The organism is Stenotrophomonas sp. YJH_SMC_105-26, from assembly GCF_059368915.1.
This window is the reverse complement of record NZ_JCAFSD010000003.1, coordinates 238,159-258,850: the sequence shown is the minus strand read 5'-3', so window position 1 is coordinate 258,850 and position 20,692 is coordinate 238,159. Positions and strand designations below refer to the sequence as shown.

Here is a 20,692-nt window from a genome sequence, read left to right as displayed (position 1 = left end):
GTTTGCTCCGGGGGTGTCCGTGGCCGGACTGTCTGCGCACCGTCAACGGTGGCACTCTTGCGCTCTTTCCCGTGGCCGGAGTGGACGCCATGAGCTTGCCCAGCCGGTTGCAGCTGCCGCCCGGCCCCTGGGCCACCCTGCTGGATGGCCTGTGTGCACGTTTTCCGCGCATCGCGCGCGCGCAATGGCAGGATCGCTTCGCGCGCGGCCGCGTGCTGGACGCACAGGGCAGGGCGCTCACTGCGGACATGCCCTGGCAGGTCGGGCTGGACATCCAGTACTTCCGCGAGGTGGCCGACGAACCGGTGATCCCCTTCACCGAAACCATCGTCCATCTGGATGCGCACCTGCTGGTGGCCGACAAGCCGCATTTCCTGCCGGTGACACCGGCGGGCGGGCATGTACGCGAGACGCTGCTGGCGCGGCTGGTCGCCCGCACCGGCAATGCCGATCTGGTGCCGCTGCACCGGCTGGATCGGCTGACGGCCGGGTTGGTGCTGTTCTCGACCCAGCGTGCGTCGCGCGATGCTTACCAGCGCCTGTTCCGTGAGCGGCGCATCGAAAAGACCTATGAGGCCTTGGCACCGGCGCTGCCGGGGCGGGAGTTTCCGCTGCAGCGGTACAGCCGCCTGGTGCCGGGCGAGCCGTTCTTCCGCATGGCCGAAGTGCCCGGCGAAGCCAATGCGCGCAGCCGGATCGAGCTGATCGAGGCCGAAGGGCCGATCTGGCGCTACCGGCTGCTGCCGGAAACCGGCCGCAAGCATCAGCTGCGCGTGCACATGGCCATGCTGGGGGCGCCGATCATGGGTGACGACCTGTACCCGCAGCTTCGGCAACGGGCACCGGACGTAGCCGAGGCGCCGCTGCAGCTGCTGGCGCGGGCCCTGGCTTTCGATGACCCGTTGAGTGGTGCACGACGGATGTTCAGCAGCGGCCGCAGCCTGAGCCTTCCGGCTTAGGGCGGCCAGGCGCTCAGCGGGCCGGGCGTCGCGCCAGCCAGCGGTCCAGCTCGGCGGCGAACAGCTGCCGGTCGCGGGGGCCCAGGGGCGGCGGTCCGCCGGTCTGGACCCCGGCGCCGCGCAGTTCCTCCATGAAATTGCGCATCGACAGTCGCTCGGCCATGTTGTTCGGTGTGTACAACTGGCCGCGCGGGTTCAGCGCGACGGCCTGCTTCTCCAGCACCAGCGCGGCCAGCGGGATGTCCTGGGTGACCACCAGGTCCCCCGCGGCGACCCGCTCGACGATGGCGCTGTCGGCCACGTCCAGCCCCTGCGGCACCTGGATCGAGCGCAGCCAGCGCGAGGGCGGGGTGCGGATCCACTGGTTGGCGACCAGGGTCAGTTCGATCCCGACCCGTTCAGCCGCACGGAACAGGATGTCGCGGATGACGGTGGGACAGGCGTCCGCATCCACCCAGATGCGGGGAGAGGCGTGTTCAGCGGGGGTTTCAGCTTCAGTCATTTACCCAGTGTAGGGTAGGAAAAACCTGAATGGGGACTCGGAGTTAGCCGCGAGAGGCTGCCAACCCTTGTCACGCCTAGCGGGTGACGTATTCCCATGAACGTCGGGGCTATCGCTTTTTGCAGAAAACACGCGTATCGTGCGACCCACTGTGTTTGCTAGGGTCACCGTGAATCGTGGCCTGGTGCAGTTGATCTCACGATCCGCTCATCGATCCGCTTTACCAACGCCTGCAACTCAGTCTCGGCCCCGATACCCGGTGGCTGCGATTTTTTTCAACATGTGTTTCAGGAGTTAGTAAAAATGTCTGAACGTCAGACCGGTACCGTCAAGTGGTTCAACGACGCCAAGGGCTTCGGCTTCATCACCCCGGAAAGCGGCCCGGACCTGTTCGTGCACTTCCGCGCGATCCAGGGCACCGGCTTCAAGACCCTGCAGGAAGGCCAGAAGGTTACCTTCATCGCCGTCCAGGGTCAGAAGGGCATGCAGGCTGACCAGGTGCAGGCGGTCTAATCCGTCTGCTACCGTTGGGTAGCCAGAACGCCGGAAGCGAAAGCTTCCGGCGTTTTTTATTGCCCGCCGTTTTTTTTGTAGAGTCGAGCCATGCTGGACTGCGCCCAAAGACAGTCGAGCATGGCTCGACTCTACAAAGGACATGCAGCCGGCGCGGTACGATGCGCGTCTCCCCAAGGGATCACCCCCATGCGCATCGTCCACCATCTGGAAAACTCCCGTTCGCTGCGCGTGCTGTGGATGCTGGAGGAGCTGGGGTTGGACTACGAACTGCGCCGCTATCCGCGCGATCCGAAGACGCTGCTGGCGCCGCCGGAACTGCGCAACGTGCATCCGCTCGGCAAGTCGCCGGTACTGCAGGATGGTGAGCTGGTACTGGCCGAGTCCGGCGCGATCCTCGACTACCTCGCTGACCGTTACGACACGCAACGCCAGCTGTCGCCGTCACCGATGCCGGCAGACGGGGCCGAACGCATCGCTTACCGCTACTGGCTGCACTACGCCGAAGGCTCGGCGATGCCACCGTTGCTGCTGACCCTGGTGATGGGCCGCATACGCAACGCGCCGATGCCGTTCTTCGCGCGCCCGATCGCACGCAGCATTGCCGACAAGGCCGAGCGCGGCTTCATCGGCCCGCAGCGGCGCCTGCACCTGGACTGGATGGAGCGCCGCCTGGCCGAAAGCCCGTGGTTTGCCGGCGAGCGTTTCAGTGCGGCCGACATCCAGATGAGCTTCCCGATCCAGGCCGCTGCCGCGCGCGGTGGTGGCCTGGACGACAAACCGGCACTGCGTGGCTTCCTCAAGCGTATCGGTGAACGCCCGGCCTACCAGCGTGCCGAGGCCCACGGCGGCCACCTGCAGGCGCTCGGCGGCAATTGAGGAGGGCGGCCGTCGCCCTCATCTCCAGCACCATGGATACCGACACTCCCCGTTTCGACAACCGCCTGCTGCACACCCTGCCGGGCGACCCCGAATCCGGCCCGCGCAGGCGCGAAGTGCTGGGCGCCGCCTGGTCGCCCGTGATGCCGACCCCGGTGACGGCGCCCACGCTGTTGGCCTGGGCGCCGGACGTCGCCGAAATGCTTGGCTTCGATACCGCTGAAGTCGAAAGCGAAGGTTTCGCGCAGGTATTCGGCGGCAATGCGCTGTACGCCGGCATGCAACCGTGGGCAGCCAACTACGGTGGCCATCAGTTTGGCCACTGGGCCGGCCAGCTCGGCGACGGGCGTGCGATTTCGCTGGGTGAGCTGGTTGCGCCGGATGGCCAGCACTGGGAGCTGCAGTTGAAGGGGGCCGGCCCAACGCCGTACTCGCGGGGGGCCGATGGACGGGCAGTGCTGCGCTCATCGATCCGCGAATTCCTGTGCAGCGAGGCGATGCATCACCTTGGCGTGCCGACTACGCGCGCGTTGTCACTGGTCGGCACCGGTGAGGACGTGGTGCGCGACATGTTCTATGACGGCCATCCGCGTGCCGAGCCAGGCGCCATCGTATGCCGGGTCTCGCCGTCGTTCCTGCGCTTCGGTTCGTTCGAACTGCCGGCCTCGCGCGGTGAAACCGCCCTGCTGCAGCAGCTGGTGGATGCCTGCATCGCCCGCGACTTCCCCGAACTGCAGGGGCAGGGCGAGGCGCTGTACGGCGACTGGTTCGCGCAGATCGCGGTGCGCACCGCCGAGATGATCGCGCACTGGATGCGTGTCGGCTTCGTGCACGGCGTGATGAACACCGACAACCTGTCCGTGCTCGGTGTGACGCTGGATTACGGCCCCTATGGCTGGGTCGAGGACTTCGATCCGGACTGGACGCCGAACACCACCGACGCCCAGGGGCGCCGCTACCGCTTCGGCACCCAGCCGCAGGTGGCGTACTGGAACCTGAGCCGATTGGCGCAGGCGCTGTCGCCGCTGTTCGCCGATGTCGAACCGCTGCAGGCAGGCCTGGCGGCTTACCAGTCCACGTTCGTGGCCTGCACGCGTCGCGATGCTGCAGCGAAGCTGGGGCTGGCTGCTGCCGACGATGATGACCTGCAGCTCTACCAGCGCTGGCAACAGCTGATGCAGGAGGGCGCAATGGACATGACCCTGGCTTGGCGCGCACTGATGCGCATCGACCCGGCGGCAGCAGATGCGACGGTTCTGGACGCGGCGTACTACGACGAGGCGCGGCGACAGGCAGTGCAGGCACCGCTGCAGCACTGGCTGCAGGACTACGCAGCGCGCCTGCGCCGCGATCCGCTGGCGGCCAGCGAACGCCAGGCGAAGATGGCAGCGGCCAACCCGCTGTACGTGCTGCGCAACTGGCTGGCCCAGGAAGCGATCGACCGCGCAGAGCAGGGGGATCTCGGCGGCGTCCATGCACTGCAGGACGTGCTGCGCGACCCGTACACCGAGCGTGCCGGCCTGGAACACTTCGCTGGCAAGCGCCCGGCGTGGGCCGACAATCGCGCCGGTTGCTCGATGCTGTCCTGCAGTTCCTGAGGGTGGGTTTCGGCAGGGCTGCGCCCTGCACCTGCGGAGGCCAGATCAACAGCCAGAGCAAAAGCGGATTCCGTGGTTTGGCGGGGCGGTGTCGGAGTGCGGGGACGCTGCAAGTACGTCCCTGTAAGCTTGGCAGCCGCATCCATGCGGCTGACACCCCGCACTCCGACACCGCCCCACCTCCGACAGATTCCCGCGGCTGTGGGTAGGTGTCGACCTTGGTCGACACATCTGTCAGATATCGAATGAAATTCCGGGGTCAGATCCGTTTTCCTTCGTAAAACGGATCTGACCCCACGAGCTGCCCGACAGGTCGCAGGAAACTGTCGAAGGCGGGGTGGGTCCGGTTGCGGGGGCGTGAGCGCCATGGATGGCGCGACCGAGCCTACACGGACGTATTTACGGCGTCCCCCGCAACCGGACCCGCCCCGCCATCCCCCGGAATCCAGGCTGTTGCTGTTGCCGTTGCCGTTGCCGTTGCCGTTGCTGTTGAGGTTGCCGGCCAGCGGCCGGCACTACCGCAGATGCCGGGCGCAGCCCGGCCGGACACCACCAGCAGGCAGGCGGCGCCCGGAACAGGTACCCTATGCCGCCATCAGATAGCCAATGTGACATGACCGACGCCATCGTCGCTCCGCAGTGGGCCTCCCGCCTGCGCGACATCGCCGACTTCCCCAAGCCCGGCATCCTGTTCAAGGACATCATGCCGCTGCTCGCCCATGGCGAGGATTTCCGCGGCGCGATCACCGCGATGGCCGACCGTTGGCGCGACCAGAAGCTGGACGCAGTGGTCGGCATCGAATCGCGTGGGTTCATCCTCGGTGCCGCGATGGCGCTGGAGCTGGGCGTCGGCTTCGTGCCGGTGCGCAAGCCGGGCAAGCTGCCGGGCCAGGTCCTGCGCGAGGAATACACGCTGGAATACCGCAGCGACTGCATCGAAGTGCATGCCGATGCGCTGCCGGCCGGCGCCCGCGTGGTGATCATCGACGACGTGCTGGCCACCGGCGGCACGCTGGTCGCTGCGCTGTCGCTGGTGCGCCGCCTGGGCGTTGAAGTGGTCGGCGCCGGTGTACTGGTCGAACTGGACGGCCTCGGAGGTCGCGCCCGCTGGGAATCGGACCTGCCGCTGCACACCGAACTGGTGTTCTGACCGAAGGGTGGGTGCCAACCAGGGTTGGCACCTGCCAGCGCGAATGGCCGGGAGCCGGTCGTTGCCAACCTTGGTTGGCAGCACTTTTCGCGACGGGTGCCATGGACGGGCCAACCAAGGTTGGCCGCTACCAGGCCAGATCGTTACCAACCGTAGTTGGCAACGCTGCTTCAATCACATCATCCGCACGCGGAAACGACGGCCCTTGATCTTGCCGGCTTCCAGCTTGGCCACGGCCTTGTTGGCCTGCTCACGCGCGATCGCCACATAGGAGCGGGTCGGGAAGATCGCGATCTTGCCGATGAACTTGCTCGACAGGCCGGCATCACCGGTCAGCGCACCGAGGATGTCGCCCGGGCGCAGCTTGTCGGTCTTGCCACCGTCGATGCGCAGCGTGCGCATCGCGGCCTGCGGCAGTTCGGCCGGGCGCGAGGTTGCCAGCGGCGTCTTCTGCCAGTCCAGCGGCTGCCCCATCTGCGCTTCGATGGCGTCGGCGCGGGTCTTCTCGCGGCCGGCCACCAGGCTGATCGCCAGGCCGCTGGCACCGGCGCGCCCGGTACGGCCCACGCGGTGCTGGTAGCTCTCCACGTCGGTCGGCAGTTCGTAGTTGATCACCGCCGCCAGCTCTTCCACGTCCAGGCCGCGCGCGGCGACGTCGCTGGCGACCAGCACGTTGCAGCTGCGGTTGGCCAGCAGCAACAGCACTTCCTCGCGGTCGCGCTGCTCCATGTCGCCGTGCAGGGCCAGTGCGGAGAAGCCGAACTGCTGCAGCGAGTTGGCCACTTCGTCCACGTCCTTGCGGGTGTTGCAGAACACGACCGCCGATTCCGGCGTGTACTTCAGCAGCAGGCCGGCCAGCGCCTTCTGGCGATGCGCCGGTTCCACCTCGCAGAACAGGTGGCGGATGGCCGGTGCCTGGTCGGCGCCTTCCACGGTCACTTCCACCGCGTCGCGCAGCAGGTCACGCGCCATGGCGCGGATGCTGTCGGGGAAGGTGGCGGAGAACAGCAGGCTCTGGCGGTCCCTATGGGTGCGGCCGGCGATCTCGCGGATCGGCTCCTCGAAGCCCATGTCGAGCATGCGGTCGGCCTCGTCCAGCACCAGCGTGCGCACCGCGCCCAGGTTCAGCGCGCGCTTGCGTGCCAGCTCCTGCACGCGGCCGGGCGTGCCGACCACCACATGCGGATCGTGGCCTTCAAGCGAGGCCAGCTGCGGGCCCAGCGGCACGCCGCCCACCAGCAGCAACAGCTTCAGGTTGGGGATGCCGGTGGCCAGCTTGCGGATCTGCTTGCCGACCTGGTCGGCCAGTTCGCGGGTCGGGCACAGCACCAGCGCCTGCACGCGGATCAGGCTGGGGTCGATGGCCTGCAGCAGGCCCAGGCCGAAGGCGGCGGTCTTGCCGCTGCCGGTGGGCGCCTGTGCGATCACATCACGGCCATCGAGGATGGCCGGCAGGCTCTGCGCCTGCACGGGGGTGAGGGTGGTGTAGCCGAGGGCATCCAGGCCGGGCTGCAGGGCCGGGCTCAGCGGCAGGGTCGAGAAGTCAGTCATGGCGCATTGTACCTGCCTGCGCGGCCGGTCCCGCCTGATCGGATGGGGTCGAATCCCTTTCCGCAGGAAAGGGCTCCGACCCCATCGGAGTCGTCATCCACGCAGGGCGTGAATATACCCGGGGGGCGTCCACGCATGGCGTGGATCTACGGGTGGATGCCGACCTGGGTCGGCACGCTCCTGCTCAGCCAAGCACCGCCAGTACACCCTGATGGATCGCCAGGCCACCGAACAGCAGCCAGGCGAACAGGATCAGCGCCAGCAGCAGCGGCTTCAGCCCGGCCTGGCGCAGCGCCGAGACGTGGGTGGTCAGGCCCAGCGCGGCCATCGCCATCGCCAGCAGCACGGTATCCAGCTGCACCAGCCCCGCCTGCAGGCCCGCCGGCAGCAGATGCAGCGAGTTGAACCCGGCCACCGCCACGAAACCAAAAGCGAACCACGGCACCACGATGCGCGCCTTGCTGCCGTCGGCGCTGGCCTTGCCGCCACGCGCCAGCCACAGCGACAGCGCGACCAGGAACGGCGCCAGCAGCATCACCCGCACCATCTTGGTGATCACCGCCGTGTCGGCCGCTGCTTCGTTGACCGCGCGGCCTGCCGCCACCACCTGTGCCACTTCATGCACCGTCGCACCGGTGAACAGGCCGTACTGCCGCGCGTCCATTGCCAGCCAGCCGTGCGACTGCACCAGTGCATACAACGCCGGGTAAAGGAACATCGCCAGCGTGCCGAACACCACCACCGTAGAGACCGCGACGGTGACCTGCGCAGCGCGGCCGCGCACCACCGGCTCGGCGGCCATCACCGCCGCCGCGCCGCAGATCGCGCTGCCGGCGCCGATCAGCATCGCCGCTTCGCGCTCCATCTTGAACACGCGCATGCCCAGCCAGCAGGCCAGCCCGAAGGTGCTGGCGACCACCAGCACGTCCATCAGCACGCCGGCCACGCCGACGTGGCCGATGTCCTGGAAGGTCAGGCGCAGGCCGTACAGCACGATGCCGGCGCGCAACAGCCAGTGCTTGGAGAAGCCGACACCGGCCGCGCTGCTCGGCGCCAGCCGCGGGTAAAGGGTGTTGCCGACCACGATGCCGGCGACGATGGCCACGGTCAGCGCGCTCAGGCCATGCGCCTGGAGCCAGGGAAGCTGGGCCAGGTACAGCGACGCCGCCGCGATCAGGCCCACCAGCAGCAGGCCGGGCAGGCGAGGCTGCCAGCGTTGGCGCAGGGCGGGCAGGGACCAGGAGGAGAGAGCGGTGGCGTTCATGGCGCGACAGGACTGGAGTGATGGGCCAAGCGTGCGCCTGTGTCACTGACCTGTAAAACGAATAATATGGGTGAAACCTACCTATAAAGCGGGTACATTCCATGCGCCTGACCTTGCGCCAGCTGCAGGTCTTCGTCGCCATCGCCGACCATGGCACCACCACTGCCGCCGGCCAGGCCGTCGCGCTCTCGCAGTCGGCCAGCAGCGCCGCCCTGCAGGAGCTGGAGGCGCACTTCGGCACCCCGCTGTTCGACCGCATCGGCCGCCGCCTGGCGCTGAACGGGCACGGCCGCGCGCTGCTGGAGCCGGCGCGCACCTTGCTGGTCAACGCCGCCGATCTGGAGCGGCAGCTGGCCGCCGGCGGCGACCCGTCGCAGGGCGCACCGCTACGGCTGGTGCTGGCCGCCAGTACCACCATCGGCAACTACCTGCTGCCGCCACGCATCGCCGAACTGCTGCGGCAGGCGCCGCAGGCCGAGGTCGATCTGCGCATCGACAACAGTGCCGGCGTGGTCGCCGCGGTACAGCGCCTGGACGTCGACGCCGGCCTGATCGAAGGCCCGTGCCATGAGCGTGGCCTGCAGGTGACCGCCTGGCAGCAGGACCCACTGGTGATCGTGGCTGCCGCCGATGCCCGCGCACGCTGGTCGCTGGATGAACTGCGCCGAGCACGCTGGCTGCTGCGTGAGCCTGGCTCCGGCACCCGCGAAGCCGTGGAACAGGCCCTGCTGCCGCACCTGCGTGGCTTCGCGCAGACCCTGCAGCTGGGCAATACCGAAGCGATCAAGCAGGCCGCCATCGCCGGCCTCGGCCTGGCCTGCCTGTCGCGCCACGCGCTGGAAGAGCCGCTGGCCCTGGGCCGCCTGCGCGTGCTCGAGACTCCGCTGCCGGCCCTGCAGCGCACCCTGTGGCTGGTGCGCCACCCCGGCAAGCAATGGCTGCCGGGGTTGCAGGCGTTGCTGGGGGAGGTGGGGTAGCCATCAGATTTCCAGTCGATTCCATCCATCGACCCTTCTTGTAGCGCTCATCCACGCATGGCGTGGATCTACCGTGTCGACCAAGGTCGACACCCACCAGAGCAGAATGTAGTTCCGACAGATTGCAGGAATCTATCGAAGGCGGGATGGGTCCGGTTGCGGGGGTGTCCGCGGCATGGATGCCGCGGCCAAGCCCCCAGGGACGGGTTTACGGCGTCCCCCGCGACCGGACCCATCCCGCCATCCCACAGGAAACCAGCTTTTGACGTTGCCGTTGAGGTTGCCGGCCAGCGGCCGGCACTACCGCGGGTGCCGGGTGCAACCCGCCCGACGCCCCCAACCCGTACAATATCCGGATGCCTCTGATTACTCTGCAGAACGTCGACTTCAGCGTCGGCGGCCCGTTGTTGCTGGAAAAGGCCGAACTGTCGATCGAGCCGGGCGAACGCATCGCCCTGATCGGCCGCAACGGCGCCGGCAAATCCACCCTGCTCAAGCTGCTGTCGGGCGACCACAAGCCCGATGACGGCGAAGTCCGCGTGCAGCAGGGCGTGCGCGTCACCCGCCTGGAGCAGGAAGTGCCACACGGCGCCGCCGGCTCGGTGTTCGACGTCGTTGCCGATGGCCTCGGTGAACTGGGCCAGTGGCTGGCCGAGTTCCACCATCTCAGCCATGCCGAGGTCTTCGATGGTGAAGCCCTCGGCAATGTGCAGGCCAAGATCGATGCCGCCAACGGCTGGGGCCTGGACCAGCGTGTCAGCGAAACGCTGACCAAGCTCGACCTGGACGGCGATGCCGAATTCGGCCGCCTGTCCGGCGGCATGAAGCGCCGCGTGCTGCTGGCCCGTGCACTGGTCTCCAGCCCGGACGTGCTGCTGCTGGACGAACCGACCAACCACCTGGACATCGAAGCCATCGACTGGCTCGAAGCGTTCCTGAAGGGCTGGAGCGGCAGCGTGGTGTTCGTCACCCATGACCGCCGCTTCCTGCGTGCGCTGGCCACCCGCATCGTCGAGATCGACCGCGGCCAGGTGACCAGCTGGCCGGGCGACTGGGCCAACTACGAGCGCCGCCGCGAGGAACGCCTCAACGCGCAGGCGCAGGAAAATGCCCGCTTCGACAAGCTGCTGGCGCAGGAAGAAGTCTGGATCCGCCAAGGCATCAAGGCGCGCCGTACCCGCGACGAAGGCCGCGTGCGCCGCCTCAAGGCGATGCGCACCGAACGCTCGCAGCGCCGCGACCTCAGCGGTAACGTCAAGATGGAAGCTGCGCAGGGCGTCAGCTCCGGCAAGAAGGTCATCGACGTCAAGGACATTTCGTTCGCCTTCGGCGAGCGCACCATGGTCCGCGATTTCACCACCACCATCCTGCGTGGCGACCGCATCGGCCTGATCGGCCCCAACGGCAGCGGCAAGACCACGCTGCTGAAGCTGCTGCTGGGCGAACTGCAGCCGGCCAAGGGTGAGGTCAATGCGGGCACCAACCTGCAGATCGCCTATTTCGACCAGTACCGCGCGGTGCTGCGCGAAGACTGGAGCGCGATCGAGAACGTGGCCGAAGGCCGCGATTTCCTCGAGTTCAACGGCAAGCGCAAGCACGTGCATGCCTACCTGCAGGACTTCATGTTCACCCCCGAGCGCGCGCGTGCGCCGATCACCCGCCTGTCCGGTGGCGAGCGCAACCGCCTGCTGCTGGCCAAGCTGTTCGCGCAGCCGTCCAACCTGCTGGTGATGGACGAACCGACCAACGACCTCGACGTGGAAACCCTGGAGCTGCTGGAAGAGCTGCTGGGCGAGTACACCGGTACGCTGCTGCTGGTCAGCCACGACCGTGACTTCATCGACAACGTGGTGACCTCCACGCTGGTGATGGAAGGCGACGGCGTGATCGGCGAGTACGTCGGTGGCTACAGCGACTGGCAGCGCTATGCGGCCAGCGTGGCTGCGCCTGCCGCGGCCCCGGCTGCCAAGCCGGCGACTGCTGCACCGGCCGCTGCTGCGGCCGCGACTCCCGCAGCCCCCAAGCGCAAGCTGGCGTACAAGGAAGCGCGCGAGCTGGAGCAGCTGCCAAAGACCATCGAGAAGCTGGAAGGCGATGTCGAAGGGCTGACCTCGGCGATGAACGACCCATCGTTCTACACCCGCAGCAGTGCTGAAGTGACGGCGCACACCCAGCAGCTGGCCAAGGTGCAGGCCGAACTGGATGCCGCTTACGCGCGCTGGGAAGAGCTGGAAGGCTGAGCGTTGACCGGCGCCAGCGATCGCGCCGATTGATGTAGAGCCGAGCCCACGCCCGGCTCAGCAGACCCACGCCATGCGTGGATATCCGGAATCTGTGCGGACCAACGGTCCGCACCTACCAACCGACGGTCCGCACCGACCGGGGGGCCGGCCGTCATTTGACCCCGTGCAGATCCCGCAGCTGGCTCGGCCGGCTGCCGAAGTACGCCGCCAGATCGGCGATGTCCTGATCACTCAGGTCCTTCGCCTGCGGCGTCATCAGCGCATGCTGGCGGTCACCGGCGCGGTAGGCCTGCAGCGCGTGCGCCAGGTAGTCACCGTACTGCCCACCCAGCTTCGGATAGGTCGGATCGATCGGCGCATTGCCGTCGGCCCCATGGCAGTCGATGCAGCTCTGGTTGGTGGCTTTGCCCTTCACCTTGGCGCGGGCTTCACCGGCGGCCTCGCGACCTGCCGGCAGGCCGGCGGAGGACGATGAACCGTGCTCGCCGCTGGCATGGCCCGGGTCGGCGGCCGATTTTTCGCTGTTTTCCACCTGCGACTGTGAGCAGGCGGCCAGCAGCAGGGCAACGGACAGGGCGATGGCGTGACGCATCGGATGCGCGGCTTTCGACATGGGCGGGCCTTACTTGACGGTGGACAGGTAAACAGAGAGATCGGCGATCTCCTGTTCGCTGAAACTCATCGACTGCGCCTGCATCGTCGGATGCCGGCGCTTGCCCTGGCGGTACTCGGTCAGGGCCTGGGCCAGATACTGCTGGGTCTGGCCGCCGATCTTCGGCACCCGGTAACTGGGGTAGGCGTTCTTGTAGCCGGTGATCCCGTGGCAGCCCTGGCAGGTGTAGGCCAGGACGCGGCCATTGTCGAAGTTGCCGGTGGGTGCGGCGGGCGCTGGCGCAACGGCGGGAGCCGGGGCCGGGGCGGGTGTGGCAGGAGCAGGAGCGGGCTGTGCGGCGGCCCCAAGGGGCAGGAGGACGGCCAGAGCGAGACAAGCGGCGAGCGGCTGCGGGCGCATGGTGTCGTTTCCGGGGATTCGGGTCTGGTCGTTCCGGCGTGGGGTACGGAACGACCCGAGTATAGCCTCAGGTTTCATCTAGCTGAAATGGGGGCGCGCCGACCAGCGGCGTGAAGGCACCATGACCTTTGGGATATGGTGTTGCCGTGAAGTGGTGCATTACTTTGCTACCACACCTGTCCACGCATCCTTCAGGGACCCGACGATGTCGCACCCAACCTTCCTGTCCGGCCGTCGCAGCGGAATCTGCGCTGCCGCACTGCTGATCTCCACCTCCCTGCTGCTGGGCGGTTGCGCCGCAGGGCCCAATTCCGAAGCCAAGGCTGCCGAGACCAAGGAGGAGAAGAAGGTCGACGCAGTCCCGGTCGAAGTGGCGGTGGCCAGCCATCGTGCCGTCGCGGCCAGCTACACCGGCACGGCCGCGCTGGAACCACGCGCCGAGTCGCAGGTGGTCGCCAAGACCTCCGGCGTGGCGCTGGCGGTGCTGGTCGAGGAAGGGCAGCGGGTCACCGCCGGCCAACCGCTGGTGCGGCTGGACCCGGATCGTGCACGGCTGGCCGTTGCACAGAGCGAAGCGCAGATGCGCAAGCTGGAAAACAATTACCAGCGCGCACAGAAGCTGGTCGGCCAGCAGATGGTCAGCGCCGCCGATGTCGACCAGCTGCGCTACGACCTGGAAAACGTCCGCGCGCAGTACCGGCTGGCCACGCTGGAGCTGTCCTACACCACGGTGGTGGCGCCGATCTCCGGCGTGATCGCATCGCGCTCGATCAAGACCGGCAACTTCGTGCAGATCAACACGCCGATCTTCCGCATCGTCGACAACTCGCGGCTGGAAGCGACCCTCAACGTGCCCGAGCGTGAACTGGCCACCCTGCGCGCCGGCCAGCCGGTGACGCTGGCGGCCGACGCGCTGCCGGGGCAGAGCTTCACCGGTACCGTTGATCGCATCGCGCCGGTGGTGGATTCGGGCAGCGGCACGTTTCGCGTGGTCAGCGCCTTCGACGGCGCCGCACACGCGCTGCAGCCCGGCATGTTCGGTCGCATCCGCATCGACTACGACCAGCGTGCCGATGCGCTGGTCGTACCGCGCCTGGCGTTGCTCGACGACGGTGAGCCGGCGGTGTTCCGCGTGCGCGAAGGCAAGGTCGCACGCGTTCCGGTCAAGCTGGGTTACGCCGAGGGCCCGTGGGTGGAGATCCGTGATGGCCTGGCGGCCGGTGATCAGGTGGTCACCGCCGGCAAGGTCGCCCTGCGCGACGGCACCACGGTGCAGGTGATTGCCGATCCGAAGGCGAAGACGGTCGCTGCGGCCGCCAAGCCCGCAGACAAGGCCGGGAGCAAGCAATGACCGCCCCGGGCCACGACCACGGTGCCTCGCCGGCGAGCGACGGCGCCGCCGGCGGCATGCGCGGCGGCCTGGTGGAGTTTGCCACCCGCCGCCGCGTGACCATCGCCATGTGCACGGTCACGCTGCTGCTGTTCGGCTTGATCGCGCTGGGCAATCTCAAGGTCAACCTGCTGCCCGACCTGAGCTACCCGACGCTGACCGTGCGCACCGAATACACCGGTGCAGCGCCGACTGAAATCGAAACCCTGATCACCCAGCCGGTCGAAGAAGCGGTCGGCGTGGTCAAGAACCTGCGCAAGCTGAAGTCGGTCTCGCGCACCGGCCAGAGCGACGTGGTGCTGGAATTCGCCTGGGGCACCAACATGGACCAGGCCAGCCTGGAGGTGCGCGACAAGATGGAAGCGCTGAACCTGCCGCTGGAGGCCAAGGCCCCGGTGCTGCTGCGCTTCAATCCGTCCACCGAGCCGATCATGCGCCTGGTGCTGTCGAACAAGACGGCGCCGACCAGCGATGCCGATGCGGTGCGCGAGCTGACCGGCCTGCGCCGCTATGCCGATGAAGACCTCAAGAAGAAGCTGGAGCCGGTCACCGGTGTGGCGGCAGTGAAGGTGGGCGGCGGCCTGGAGGACGAGATCCAGGTCGACATCGACCAGCAGAAGCTTGCCCAGCTGAACCTGCCGATCGACACCGTCATCAAGCGCCTGAAGGACGAGAACATCAACATTTCCGGCGGCCGCCTGGAGGAGGGCTCGCAGCGCTTCCTGGTGCGTACCGTCAACCAGTTCGCCGACCTGGAGGAGATCCGCAACCTGCTGGTGACCACCCAGGCCGCCAATGGCAGCGCGGCGGACTCGGCGCTGCAGCAGATGTTCAACATCGCCGCGTCGACCGGTTCGGCGGCCGCCATCGCGGCGGCGTCGGCGGCACAGAGCGCATCGTCCGGCGGTGGCTCCAGCGTGGTTGCCAACGGCGTGCCGGTGCGCCTGAAGGACGTGGCCACCGTGCGCCAGGGCTACAAGGAGCGCGAAGCGATCATCCGCCTGGGCGGCAAGGAGTCGGTCGAGCTGGCCATCTACAAGGAAGGCGACGCCAACACCGTGTCCACCGCTGAAGCGCTGCGCAAGCGCCTGGAGCAGATCAAGGGCACGTTCCCGTCCGATGTCGAGCTGACCACCATCGAGGACCAGTCGCGCTTCATCGAGCACGCCATCGCCGACGTCAAGAAGGATGCCGTGATCGGCGGCCTGCTGGCGATCCTGATCATCTTCCTGTTCCTGCGCGATGGCTGGAGTACGTTCGTGATCAGCCTGTCGTTGCCGGTCTCGATCATCGCCACGTTCTTCTTCATGGGCCAGCTCGGCCTGAGCTTGAACGTGATGTCGCTGGGTGGCCTGGCATTGGCCACCGGCCTGGTGGTGGATGACTCGATCGTTGTGCTGGAGAGCATCGCCAAGGCCCGTGAGCGTGGCCTGGGCATCCTGCAGGCGGCGATCGCCGGCACCCGTGAAGTGAGCATGGCCGTGGTCGCCTCGACCCTGACCACCATCGCGGTGTTCCTGCCGCTGGTGTTCGTCGATGGCATCGCCGGGCAGCTGTTCCGCGACCAGGCGCTGACCGTGGCGATCGCCATCGCGATCTCGCTACTGGTGTCGATGACCCTGATCCCGATGCTGAGCTCGCTGAAGGGGCGGCCGCCGCTGGCGTTCCCGGAAGAGGCGCCGAACGCAGCATGGCAGCCGCAGAAGCGTTGGCAGAAGCCGGTTGCACTGGGCCGCCGTGGCGTGCTCGCCAGCGTGCGCTGGAGCTTCTATGCGCTGGCCTGGCTCGTGGTGCGCCTGTGGCGCGGCGTGGTGGCGGTGGTCGGCCCGGTGATGCGCAAGGCCAGCGACCTGGCGATGAAGCCCTATGCAGGCGCCGAGCGAGGCTACCTGCGCCTGCTGCCGAGTGCGCTGGCGCATCCCGGCAAGGTGCTGGGCGTGGCAGCCATCATTTTCGTGGCGACCATGGCGCTGGTGCCGATGCTTGGCGCCGACCTGATCCCGCAGCTGGCGCAGGACCGTTTCGAAATGACGGTGAAGCTGCCGGCCGGCACGCCGCTCAAGCAGACCGATGCACTGGTGCGCGAGCTGCAGCTGGCGCATGGCAAGGGCGAAGGCGTGGCCTCGCTGTATGGCGTCAGTGGCAGCGGCACCCGGCTGGATGCCAGCCCGACCGAAAGTGGCGAGAACATCGGCAAGCTGACCGTGGTGATGGAAGGTGGCGGCAATGCGCACACTGAAGCGGCGATCACCGAGCGCCTGCGCGGCACCATGAGCCAGCACCCGGGTGCCCAGGTCGACTTCGCGCGGCCGGCGTTGTTCAGCTTTTCCACGCCGCTGGAAATCGAACTGCGCGGGCAGGACATGGCGACCCTGGAAGTGGCCGGCCAGCGCCTGGCGGCGATGCTGCGCGGCAACGCCCACTACGCCGACGTGAAGTCGACGGTGGAAGAGGGCTTCCCGGAAATCCAGATCCGCTTCGACCAGGAGCGCGCCGGTGCGCTGGGCCTGACCACCCGCCAGATCGCCGACGTGGTGGTGAAGAAGGTGCGTGGCGACGTCGCCACCCGCTACAGCTTCCGTGACCGCAAGATCGACGTGCTGGTGCGCGCCCAGGAAGGTGACCGCGCCAGCGTGGAGAGCATCCGCCGGCTGATCGTCAATCCGGGCAGCACCCGCCCGGTGACCCTGGACGCGGTGGCCGACGTGGTCGCCACCACCGGCCCCAGCGAGATCCATCGTGCCGACCAGACCCGGGTCGCGGTGGTATCGGCCAACCTGCGCGACATCGACCTGGGCGCCGCCATGCGCGAAGTGCAGCAGATGGTGGCCGAGCAGCCGCTGGGCGCGGGCGTCGGCCTGCACATCGGCGGCCAGGGCGAGGAACTGGCGCAGGCGGCGAAGTCGCTGATCTTCGCCTTCGGCCTGGCGATCTTCCTGGTCTACCTGGTGATGGCCTCGCAGTTCGAATCCCTGCTGCACCCGTTCGTGATCCTGTTCACCATCCCGCTGGCGCTGGTCGGCGCGATCCTGGCGCTGATGCTGACCGGAAAGCCAATCTCGGTGGTGGTGTTCATCGGCCTGATCCTGCTGGTCGGCCTGGTCACCAAGAACGCGATCATCCTGATCGACAAGGTCAACCAGCTGCGCGAGGCCGGCGTGGCCAAGCATGAGGCGCTGGTGGAAGGTGCGCGCTCGCGCCTGCGGCCGATCATCATGACCACGCTGTGCACGCTGTTCGGCTTCCTGCCGCTGGCGGTGGCGATGGGCGAGGGCGCCGAAGTGCGTGCACCGATGGCGATCACCGTGATCGGTGGCCTGCTGGTGTCGACGCTGCTGACGCTGCTGGTGATCCCGGTGGTGTACGACCTGATGGATCGTCGCGGCGACGCCTACTACCGTGAGCGCGGCCGCAAGCACGCCGGTGAGGGCCTGCATGGCGACGAGGGCGGCACAGCGGGTGTGGAGGAACCGGCATGAGTGTTGCCGAGTTCTCCATCCGCCGTCCGGTCACCACCATCATGTGTTTCGTGTCGCTGGTGGTGATCGGCCTGATCGCTTCGTTCCGGCTGCCGTTGGAGGCGCTGCCGGACATCTCCGCGCCGTTCCTGTTCGTGCAGATTCCCTACACCGGCTCGACCCCGGAAGAAGTGGAACGGACCATCATCCGTCCGGTCGAGGAATCGCTGGCGACGATGACCGGCATCAAGCGCATGCGCTCGTCGGCCACCTCCGAGGCGGCGCTGATCTACATCGAGTTCAGCGACTGGGACCGCGACATCGCCATTGCCGCGTCGGACGCGCGCGAGCGTATCGACGCGATCCGCAGCGACCTGCCCGACGACCTGCAGCGCTACAACGTGTTCAAGTGGTCCAGCAGCGACCAGCCCGTGCTGAAGGTGCGGCTGGCCAGCACCACCGACCTGACCACCGCCTATGACATGCTCGATCGTGAGTTCAAGCGGCGCATCGAGCGTATTCCCGGTGTGGCCCGCGTCGATATCACCGGTGCGCCGCCGAACGAGGTGGAGATCGCCATCGATCCGAACCGGCTCAACGCGCATGGGTTGAGCATCAACGAGCTGAGCGAGCGCCTGCGCACGCTGAACTTCTCGATCTCGGCCGGGCAGATCGACGACAACGGCCAGCGCGTGCGCGTGCAGCCGGTAGGCGAGATCACCGACCTTCAGGAGATGCGCGACCTGGTGATCAACGCCAAGGGACTGCGCCTGGGTGATATCGCCGATGTCCGCCTGAAGCCGGCGCGGATGAACTACGGGCGCCGCCTGGACGGCAACCCGGCGGTGGGCCTGGACATCTTCAAGGAACGCAGCGCCAACCTGGTGGACGTTTCGCGTGCGGCGCTGGCCGAAGTCGAGGCGATCCGCGCGCAGCCGTCGATGCGCGACGTGCAGATCAAGGTGATCGACAACCAGGGCAAGGCAGTGACGTCCTCGCTGCTGGAGCTGGCCGAGGCCGGCGCGGTCGGCCTGATCCTGTCGGTCACCGTGCTGTTCTTCTTCCTGCGCCATTGGCCGTCGACGCTGATGGTGACGCTGGCCATTCCGATCTGCTTCACCATCACCCTCGGCTTCATGTACTTCGTCGGGGTGACACTCAACATCCTGACCATGATGGGCCTGCTGCTGGCCGTCGGCATGCTGGTCGACAATGCAGTGGTGGTGGTGGAGAGCATCTACCAGGAGCGCGAGCGCATGCCGGGGCAGCCACGGCTGGCCTCGATCATCGGCACCCGCAACGTGGCCATCGCGCTCAGCGCCGGCACGCTGTGCCACTGCATCGTGTTCGTGCCGAACCTGTTCGGCGAGACCAACAACATCAGCATCTTCATGGCGCAGATCGCGATCACCATCTCGGTCTCGCTGCTGGCCTCGTGGCTGGTGGCGGTCAGCCTGATCCCGATGCTGTCCGCGCGCATGGCCACGCCCAAGCTGGTGCACTCGCAGACCGGCCTGATCGCGCGCCTGCAGCGACGCTATGCGCAGCTGCTGGACTGGTCACTGCATCACCGCGGTTGGAGCCTGCTCGGCATCCTGCTCGTGGTGCTGGTCAGCCTGGTGCCGATGAAGCTGACCAAGGTCGACATGTTCGGTGGTGAGGGTGGCAAGGACATCTTCATCGGCTACATGTGGAAGGGCGCCTACACCTACCGCCAGATGTCCGAGGAAGTGGCGCGGGTGGAGAACTGGATCGACCAGAACCGCGAGCGCCTGCACGTGAAGCAGGTGTATTCCTGGTACAGCGAGCAGGAAGGCAGCTCCACGGTGGTCACCCTGGACGAAAAGTACGCCAAGGACATCAAGTCGCTGCAGGAGGAATTGCGCAAGGGCCTGCCGAAGTCGGCACGCACCGACTACTTCGTCGGCAACCAGGGCGGCGATGGCGGTGGCGGCAGCAACCAAGGCGTGCAGGTGCAGCTGGTGGGTGATTCCAGCTCGATGCTGCAGGAGATCGGCCAGGAAGTGGTGCCGTTGCTGGCGCAGCGTGCCGAGCTGCGTGACGTGCGCATCGACAACGGCGAGAAGGGCGGCGAGCTGAAGGTGCGCGTCGACCGTGAGCGTGCCGCAGCGTTCGGCTTCAATGCCGAGCAGGTGGCCAGCTTCGTCGGCCTGGCGCTGCGCGGCGCGCCGATGCGCGAGTTCCGCCGCGGTGACAACGAAGTGCCGGTGTGGGTGCGCTTTGCCGGCGCCGAGCAGAGCAGCCCGGAAGACCTGGCCGGTTTCAGCGTGCGCACCGGCGATGGCCGCAGCGTGCCGCTGCTGAGCCTGGTCACCGTGGACGTTGGTTCGTCGGCCACCCAGATCGGCCGCACCAACCGCCAGACCACGTTGACCATCAAGGCCAACCTGGCCGAGAAGGTCACCGCGCCGGACGGGCGCAAGGCGATCGAAGCCGTGCTCAAGCCGATGAACTTCCCGGCCGGCTATGGCTTCACCTTCGACGGCGGCGACTACGGCAACGACGACGAGGCCATGCAGCAGATGGTGTTCAACCTGCTGATCGCACTGGTGATGATCTACGTGGTGATGGCGGCGGTGTTCGAGTCGCTGCTGTTCCCGGCGGCGATCATGAGCGGCGTGCTGTTCTCGATCTTCGGCGTGTTCTGGCTGTTCTGGATCACCGGCACCTCGTTCGGGATCATGTCCTTCATCGGCATCCTGGTGCTGATGGGCGTGGTGGTGAACAACGGCATCGTGATGATCGAGCACATCAACAACCTGCGGCGCAGCGGCATGGGCCGCACCCAGGCGCTGGTGGAAGGCTCACGCGAACGCCTGCGCCCGATCATGATGACCATGGGCACGGCGATCCTGGCGATGATCCCGATCTCGCTGACCGATACGCAGATGTTCGGCAATGGCCCGGAGTATTCGCCGATGGCGCGCGCGATTGCGGGCGGCCTGGCGTTCTCGACGGTGGTCAGCCTGCTGTTCCTGCCGACGATCTATGCGGTGCTCGATGACCTGCGCAATGCCGTGACGCGGTTGATCCGCCGTGCACGCGGGCTGGAGAGGATGGAGCCGGGCGCTGCCCGGCTGTAATGCGCGCCAACGTGTTGTGGTGTGGGGGAGGCCGGTCGTAGTGGGGCGGTCTCCCCCTTTTTTTCTGCTCGCCGCGTCGCGCCGTCGCCCGA

The 20,692-nt window shown here is 67.4% G+C and carries 15 protein-coding genes; 10 read left to right on the top strand and 5 right to left on the bottom strand.

What is annotated here, in order from left to right:
* The first annotated feature begins 89 nt into the window (after positions 1–89).
* The gene (locus tag AC5P7F_RS10985) at positions 90–959 is read left to right on the top strand and encodes a pseudouridine synthase (RefSeq protein WP_014646833.1); all 870 of its coding nucleotides are present in this window, start codon (positions 90–92) and stop codon (positions 957–959) included.
* A 13-nt stretch (positions 960–972) separates the two neighbouring features.
* Here the strand turns inward: AC5P7F_RS10985 and AC5P7F_RS10980 are convergent, their stop codons facing one another.
* On the bottom strand, positions 973–1,461 hold the full coding sequence (locus tag AC5P7F_RS10980) for a YaiI/YqxD family protein (protein WP_014646834.1): 489 nt from the start codon (positions 1,459–1,461) through the stop codon (positions 973–975).
* Positions 1,462–1,764: 303 nt separating this feature from the next.
* On the opposite strand from AC5P7F_RS10980, the gene AC5P7F_RS10975 reads away from it, so the two are divergent.
* The 4 genes from AC5P7F_RS10975 (at position 1,765) to AC5P7F_RS10960 (ending at position 5,601) form a co-directional block, all read left to right on the top strand.
* Positions 1,765–1,974, top strand: coding sequence for a cold-shock protein (locus tag AC5P7F_RS10975; protein WP_005416210.1), 210 nt, complete (start codon positions 1,765–1,767; stop codon positions 1,972–1,974).
* A gap of 189 nt (positions 1,975–2,163) precedes the next feature.
* Positions 2,164–2,853 carry a glutathione S-transferase family protein gene (locus tag AC5P7F_RS10970; RefSeq protein ID WP_014646835.1) on the top strand — a complete coding sequence of 230 codons (690 nt, stop codon included), beginning with the start codon at positions 2,164–2,166 and terminating at the stop codon, positions 2,851–2,853.
* Between the two features lie 32 nt (positions 2,854–2,885).
* Positions 2,886–4,451 (top strand): protein adenylyltransferase SelO family protein, encoded by a 1,566-nt coding sequence (locus AC5P7F_RS10965; protein ID WP_164077978.1) that lies wholly within the window; start codon positions 2,886–2,888, stop codon positions 4,449–4,451.
* Between the two features lie 613 nt (positions 4,452–5,064).
* A complete protein-coding gene (locus AC5P7F_RS10960) occupies positions 5,065–5,601 on the top strand; it encodes an adenine phosphoribosyltransferase (RefSeq protein WP_049405272.1) in 537 nt (178 codons plus the stop codon).
* Between the two features lie 174 nt (positions 5,602–5,775).
* Here the strand turns inward: AC5P7F_RS10960 and dbpA are convergent, their stop codons facing one another.
* Both dbpA and AC5P7F_RS10950 read right to left on the bottom strand, forming a co-directional pair.
* Complete coding sequence (dbpA, locus tag AC5P7F_RS10955) at positions 5,776–7,152, bottom strand: ATP-dependent RNA helicase DbpA (protein ID WP_014646838.1); 1,377 nt, start codon at positions 7,150–7,152, stop codon at positions 5,776–5,778.
* Between the two features lie 184 nt (positions 7,153–7,336).
* A complete protein-coding gene (locus AC5P7F_RS10950; protein ID WP_032960449.1) occupies positions 7,337–8,416 on the bottom strand; it encodes a YeiH family protein in 1,080 nt (359 codons plus the stop codon).
* Between the two features lie 101 nt (positions 8,417–8,517).
* Here AC5P7F_RS10950 and AC5P7F_RS10945 point away from each other — a divergent pair, with 101 nt between their 5' ends.
* Both AC5P7F_RS10945 and AC5P7F_RS10940 read left to right on the top strand, forming a co-directional pair.
* On the top strand, positions 8,518–9,393 hold the full coding sequence (locus AC5P7F_RS10945) for a LysR substrate-binding domain-containing protein (protein ID WP_014646840.1): 876 nt from the start codon (positions 8,518–8,520) through the stop codon (positions 9,391–9,393).
* Positions 9,394–9,749: 356 nt separating this feature from the next.
* A complete protein-coding gene (locus AC5P7F_RS10940) occupies positions 9,750–11,633 on the top strand; it encodes an ATP-binding cassette domain-containing protein (RefSeq protein WP_014646841.1) in 1,884 nt (627 codons plus the stop codon).
* Between the two features lie 154 nt (positions 11,634–11,787).
* On the opposite strand, the gene AC5P7F_RS10935 is transcribed toward AC5P7F_RS10940, so the two are convergent.
* Both AC5P7F_RS10935 and AC5P7F_RS10930 read right to left on the bottom strand, forming a co-directional pair.
* Complete coding sequence (locus AC5P7F_RS10935) at positions 11,788–12,249, bottom strand: c-type cytochrome (RefSeq protein ID WP_005416218.1); 462 nt, start codon at positions 12,247–12,249, stop codon at positions 11,788–11,790.
* A 9-nt stretch (positions 12,250–12,258) separates the two neighbouring features.
* A complete protein-coding gene (locus tag AC5P7F_RS10930) occupies positions 12,259–12,648 on the bottom strand; it encodes a c-type cytochrome (protein WP_014646842.1) in 390 nt (129 codons plus the stop codon).
* A gap of 205 nt (positions 12,649–12,853) precedes the next feature.
* On the opposite strand from AC5P7F_RS10930, the gene AC5P7F_RS10925 reads away from it, so the two are divergent.
* Genes AC5P7F_RS10925 through AC5P7F_RS10915 form a run of 3 tightly spaced genes read left to right on the top strand, consistent with a single transcriptional unit; the run spans position 12,854 to position 20,600 of the window.
* Positions 12,854–13,999: an efflux RND transporter periplasmic adaptor subunit gene (locus tag AC5P7F_RS10925; RefSeq protein ID WP_014036886.1), complete on the top strand. Its 1,146-nt coding sequence runs from the start codon at positions 12,854–12,856 to the stop codon at positions 13,997–13,999.
* Positions 14,000–14,055: 56 nt separating this feature from the next.
* The gene (locus AC5P7F_RS10920; RefSeq protein WP_238381442.1) at positions 14,056–17,517 is read left to right on the top strand and encodes an efflux RND transporter permease subunit; all 3,462 of its coding nucleotides are present in this window, start codon (positions 14,056–14,058) and stop codon (positions 17,515–17,517) included.
* On the top strand, positions 17,514–20,600 hold the full coding sequence (locus AC5P7F_RS10915; RefSeq protein ID WP_014646844.1) for an efflux RND transporter permease subunit: 3,087 nt from the start codon (positions 17,514–17,516) through the stop codon (positions 20,598–20,600). Before AC5P7F_RS10920 ends, AC5P7F_RS10915 begins: the two co-directional genes overlap by 4 nt.
* Positions 20,601–20,692 lie beyond the last annotated feature (92 nt).

What these genes read in the sequence shown, in the direction of transcription:
- AC5P7F_RS10935 (WP_005416218.1), bottom strand. Translation starts at nt 12,249, where the DNA reads ATGTCGAAAGCCGCGCATCCGATGCGTCACGCCATCGCCCTGTCCGTT.
- AC5P7F_RS10960 (WP_049405272.1), top strand. Translation starts at nt 5,065, where the DNA reads ATGACCGACGCCATCGTCGCTCCGCAGTGGGCCTCCCGCCTGCGCGAC.
- AC5P7F_RS10945 (WP_014646840.1), top strand. Translation starts at nt 8,518, where the DNA reads ATGCGCCTGACCTTGCGCCAGCTGCAGGTCTTCGTCGCCATCGCCGAC.
- AC5P7F_RS10940 (WP_014646841.1), top strand. Translation starts at nt 9,750, where the DNA reads ATGCCTCTGATTACTCTGCAGAACGTCGACTTCAGCGTCGGCGGCCCG.
- AC5P7F_RS10950 (WP_032960449.1), bottom strand. Translation starts at nt 8,416, where the DNA reads ATGAACGCCACCGCTCTCTCCTCCTGGTCCCTGCCCGCCCTGCGCCAA.
- AC5P7F_RS10970 (WP_014646835.1), top strand. Translation starts at nt 2,164, where the DNA reads ATGCGCATCGTCCACCATCTGGAAAACTCCCGTTCGCTGCGCGTGCTG.
- AC5P7F_RS10975 (WP_005416210.1), top strand. Translation starts at nt 1,765, where the DNA reads ATGTCTGAACGTCAGACCGGTACCGTCAAGTGGTTCAACGACGCCAAG.
- AC5P7F_RS10930 (WP_014646842.1), bottom strand. Translation starts at nt 12,648, where the DNA reads ATGCGCCCGCAGCCGCTCGCCGCTTGTCTCGCTCTGGCCGTCCTCCTG.
- AC5P7F_RS10920 (WP_238381442.1), top strand. Translation starts at nt 14,056, where the DNA reads ATGCGCGGCGGCCTGGTGGAGTTTGCCACCCGCCGCCGCGTGACCATC.
- AC5P7F_RS10965 (WP_164077978.1), top strand. Translation starts at nt 2,886, where the DNA reads ATGGATACCGACACTCCCCGTTTCGACAACCGCCTGCTGCACACCCTG.
- dbpA (WP_014646838.1), bottom strand. Translation starts at nt 7,152, where the DNA reads ATGACTGACTTCTCGACCCTGCCGCTGAGCCCGGCCCTGCAGCCCGGC.
- AC5P7F_RS10925 (WP_014036886.1), top strand. Translation starts at nt 12,854, where the DNA reads ATGTCGCACCCAACCTTCCTGTCCGGCCGTCGCAGCGGAATCTGCGCT.
- AC5P7F_RS10985 (WP_014646833.1), top strand. Translation starts at nt 90, where the DNA reads ATGAGCTTGCCCAGCCGGTTGCAGCTGCCGCCCGGCCCCTGGGCCACC.
- AC5P7F_RS10915 (WP_014646844.1), top strand. Translation starts at nt 17,514, where the DNA reads ATGAGTGTTGCCGAGTTCTCCATCCGCCGTCCGGTCACCACCATCATG.
- AC5P7F_RS10980 (WP_014646834.1), bottom strand. Translation starts at nt 1,461, where the DNA reads ATGACTGAAGCTGAAACCCCCGCTGAACACGCCTCTCCCCGCATCTGG.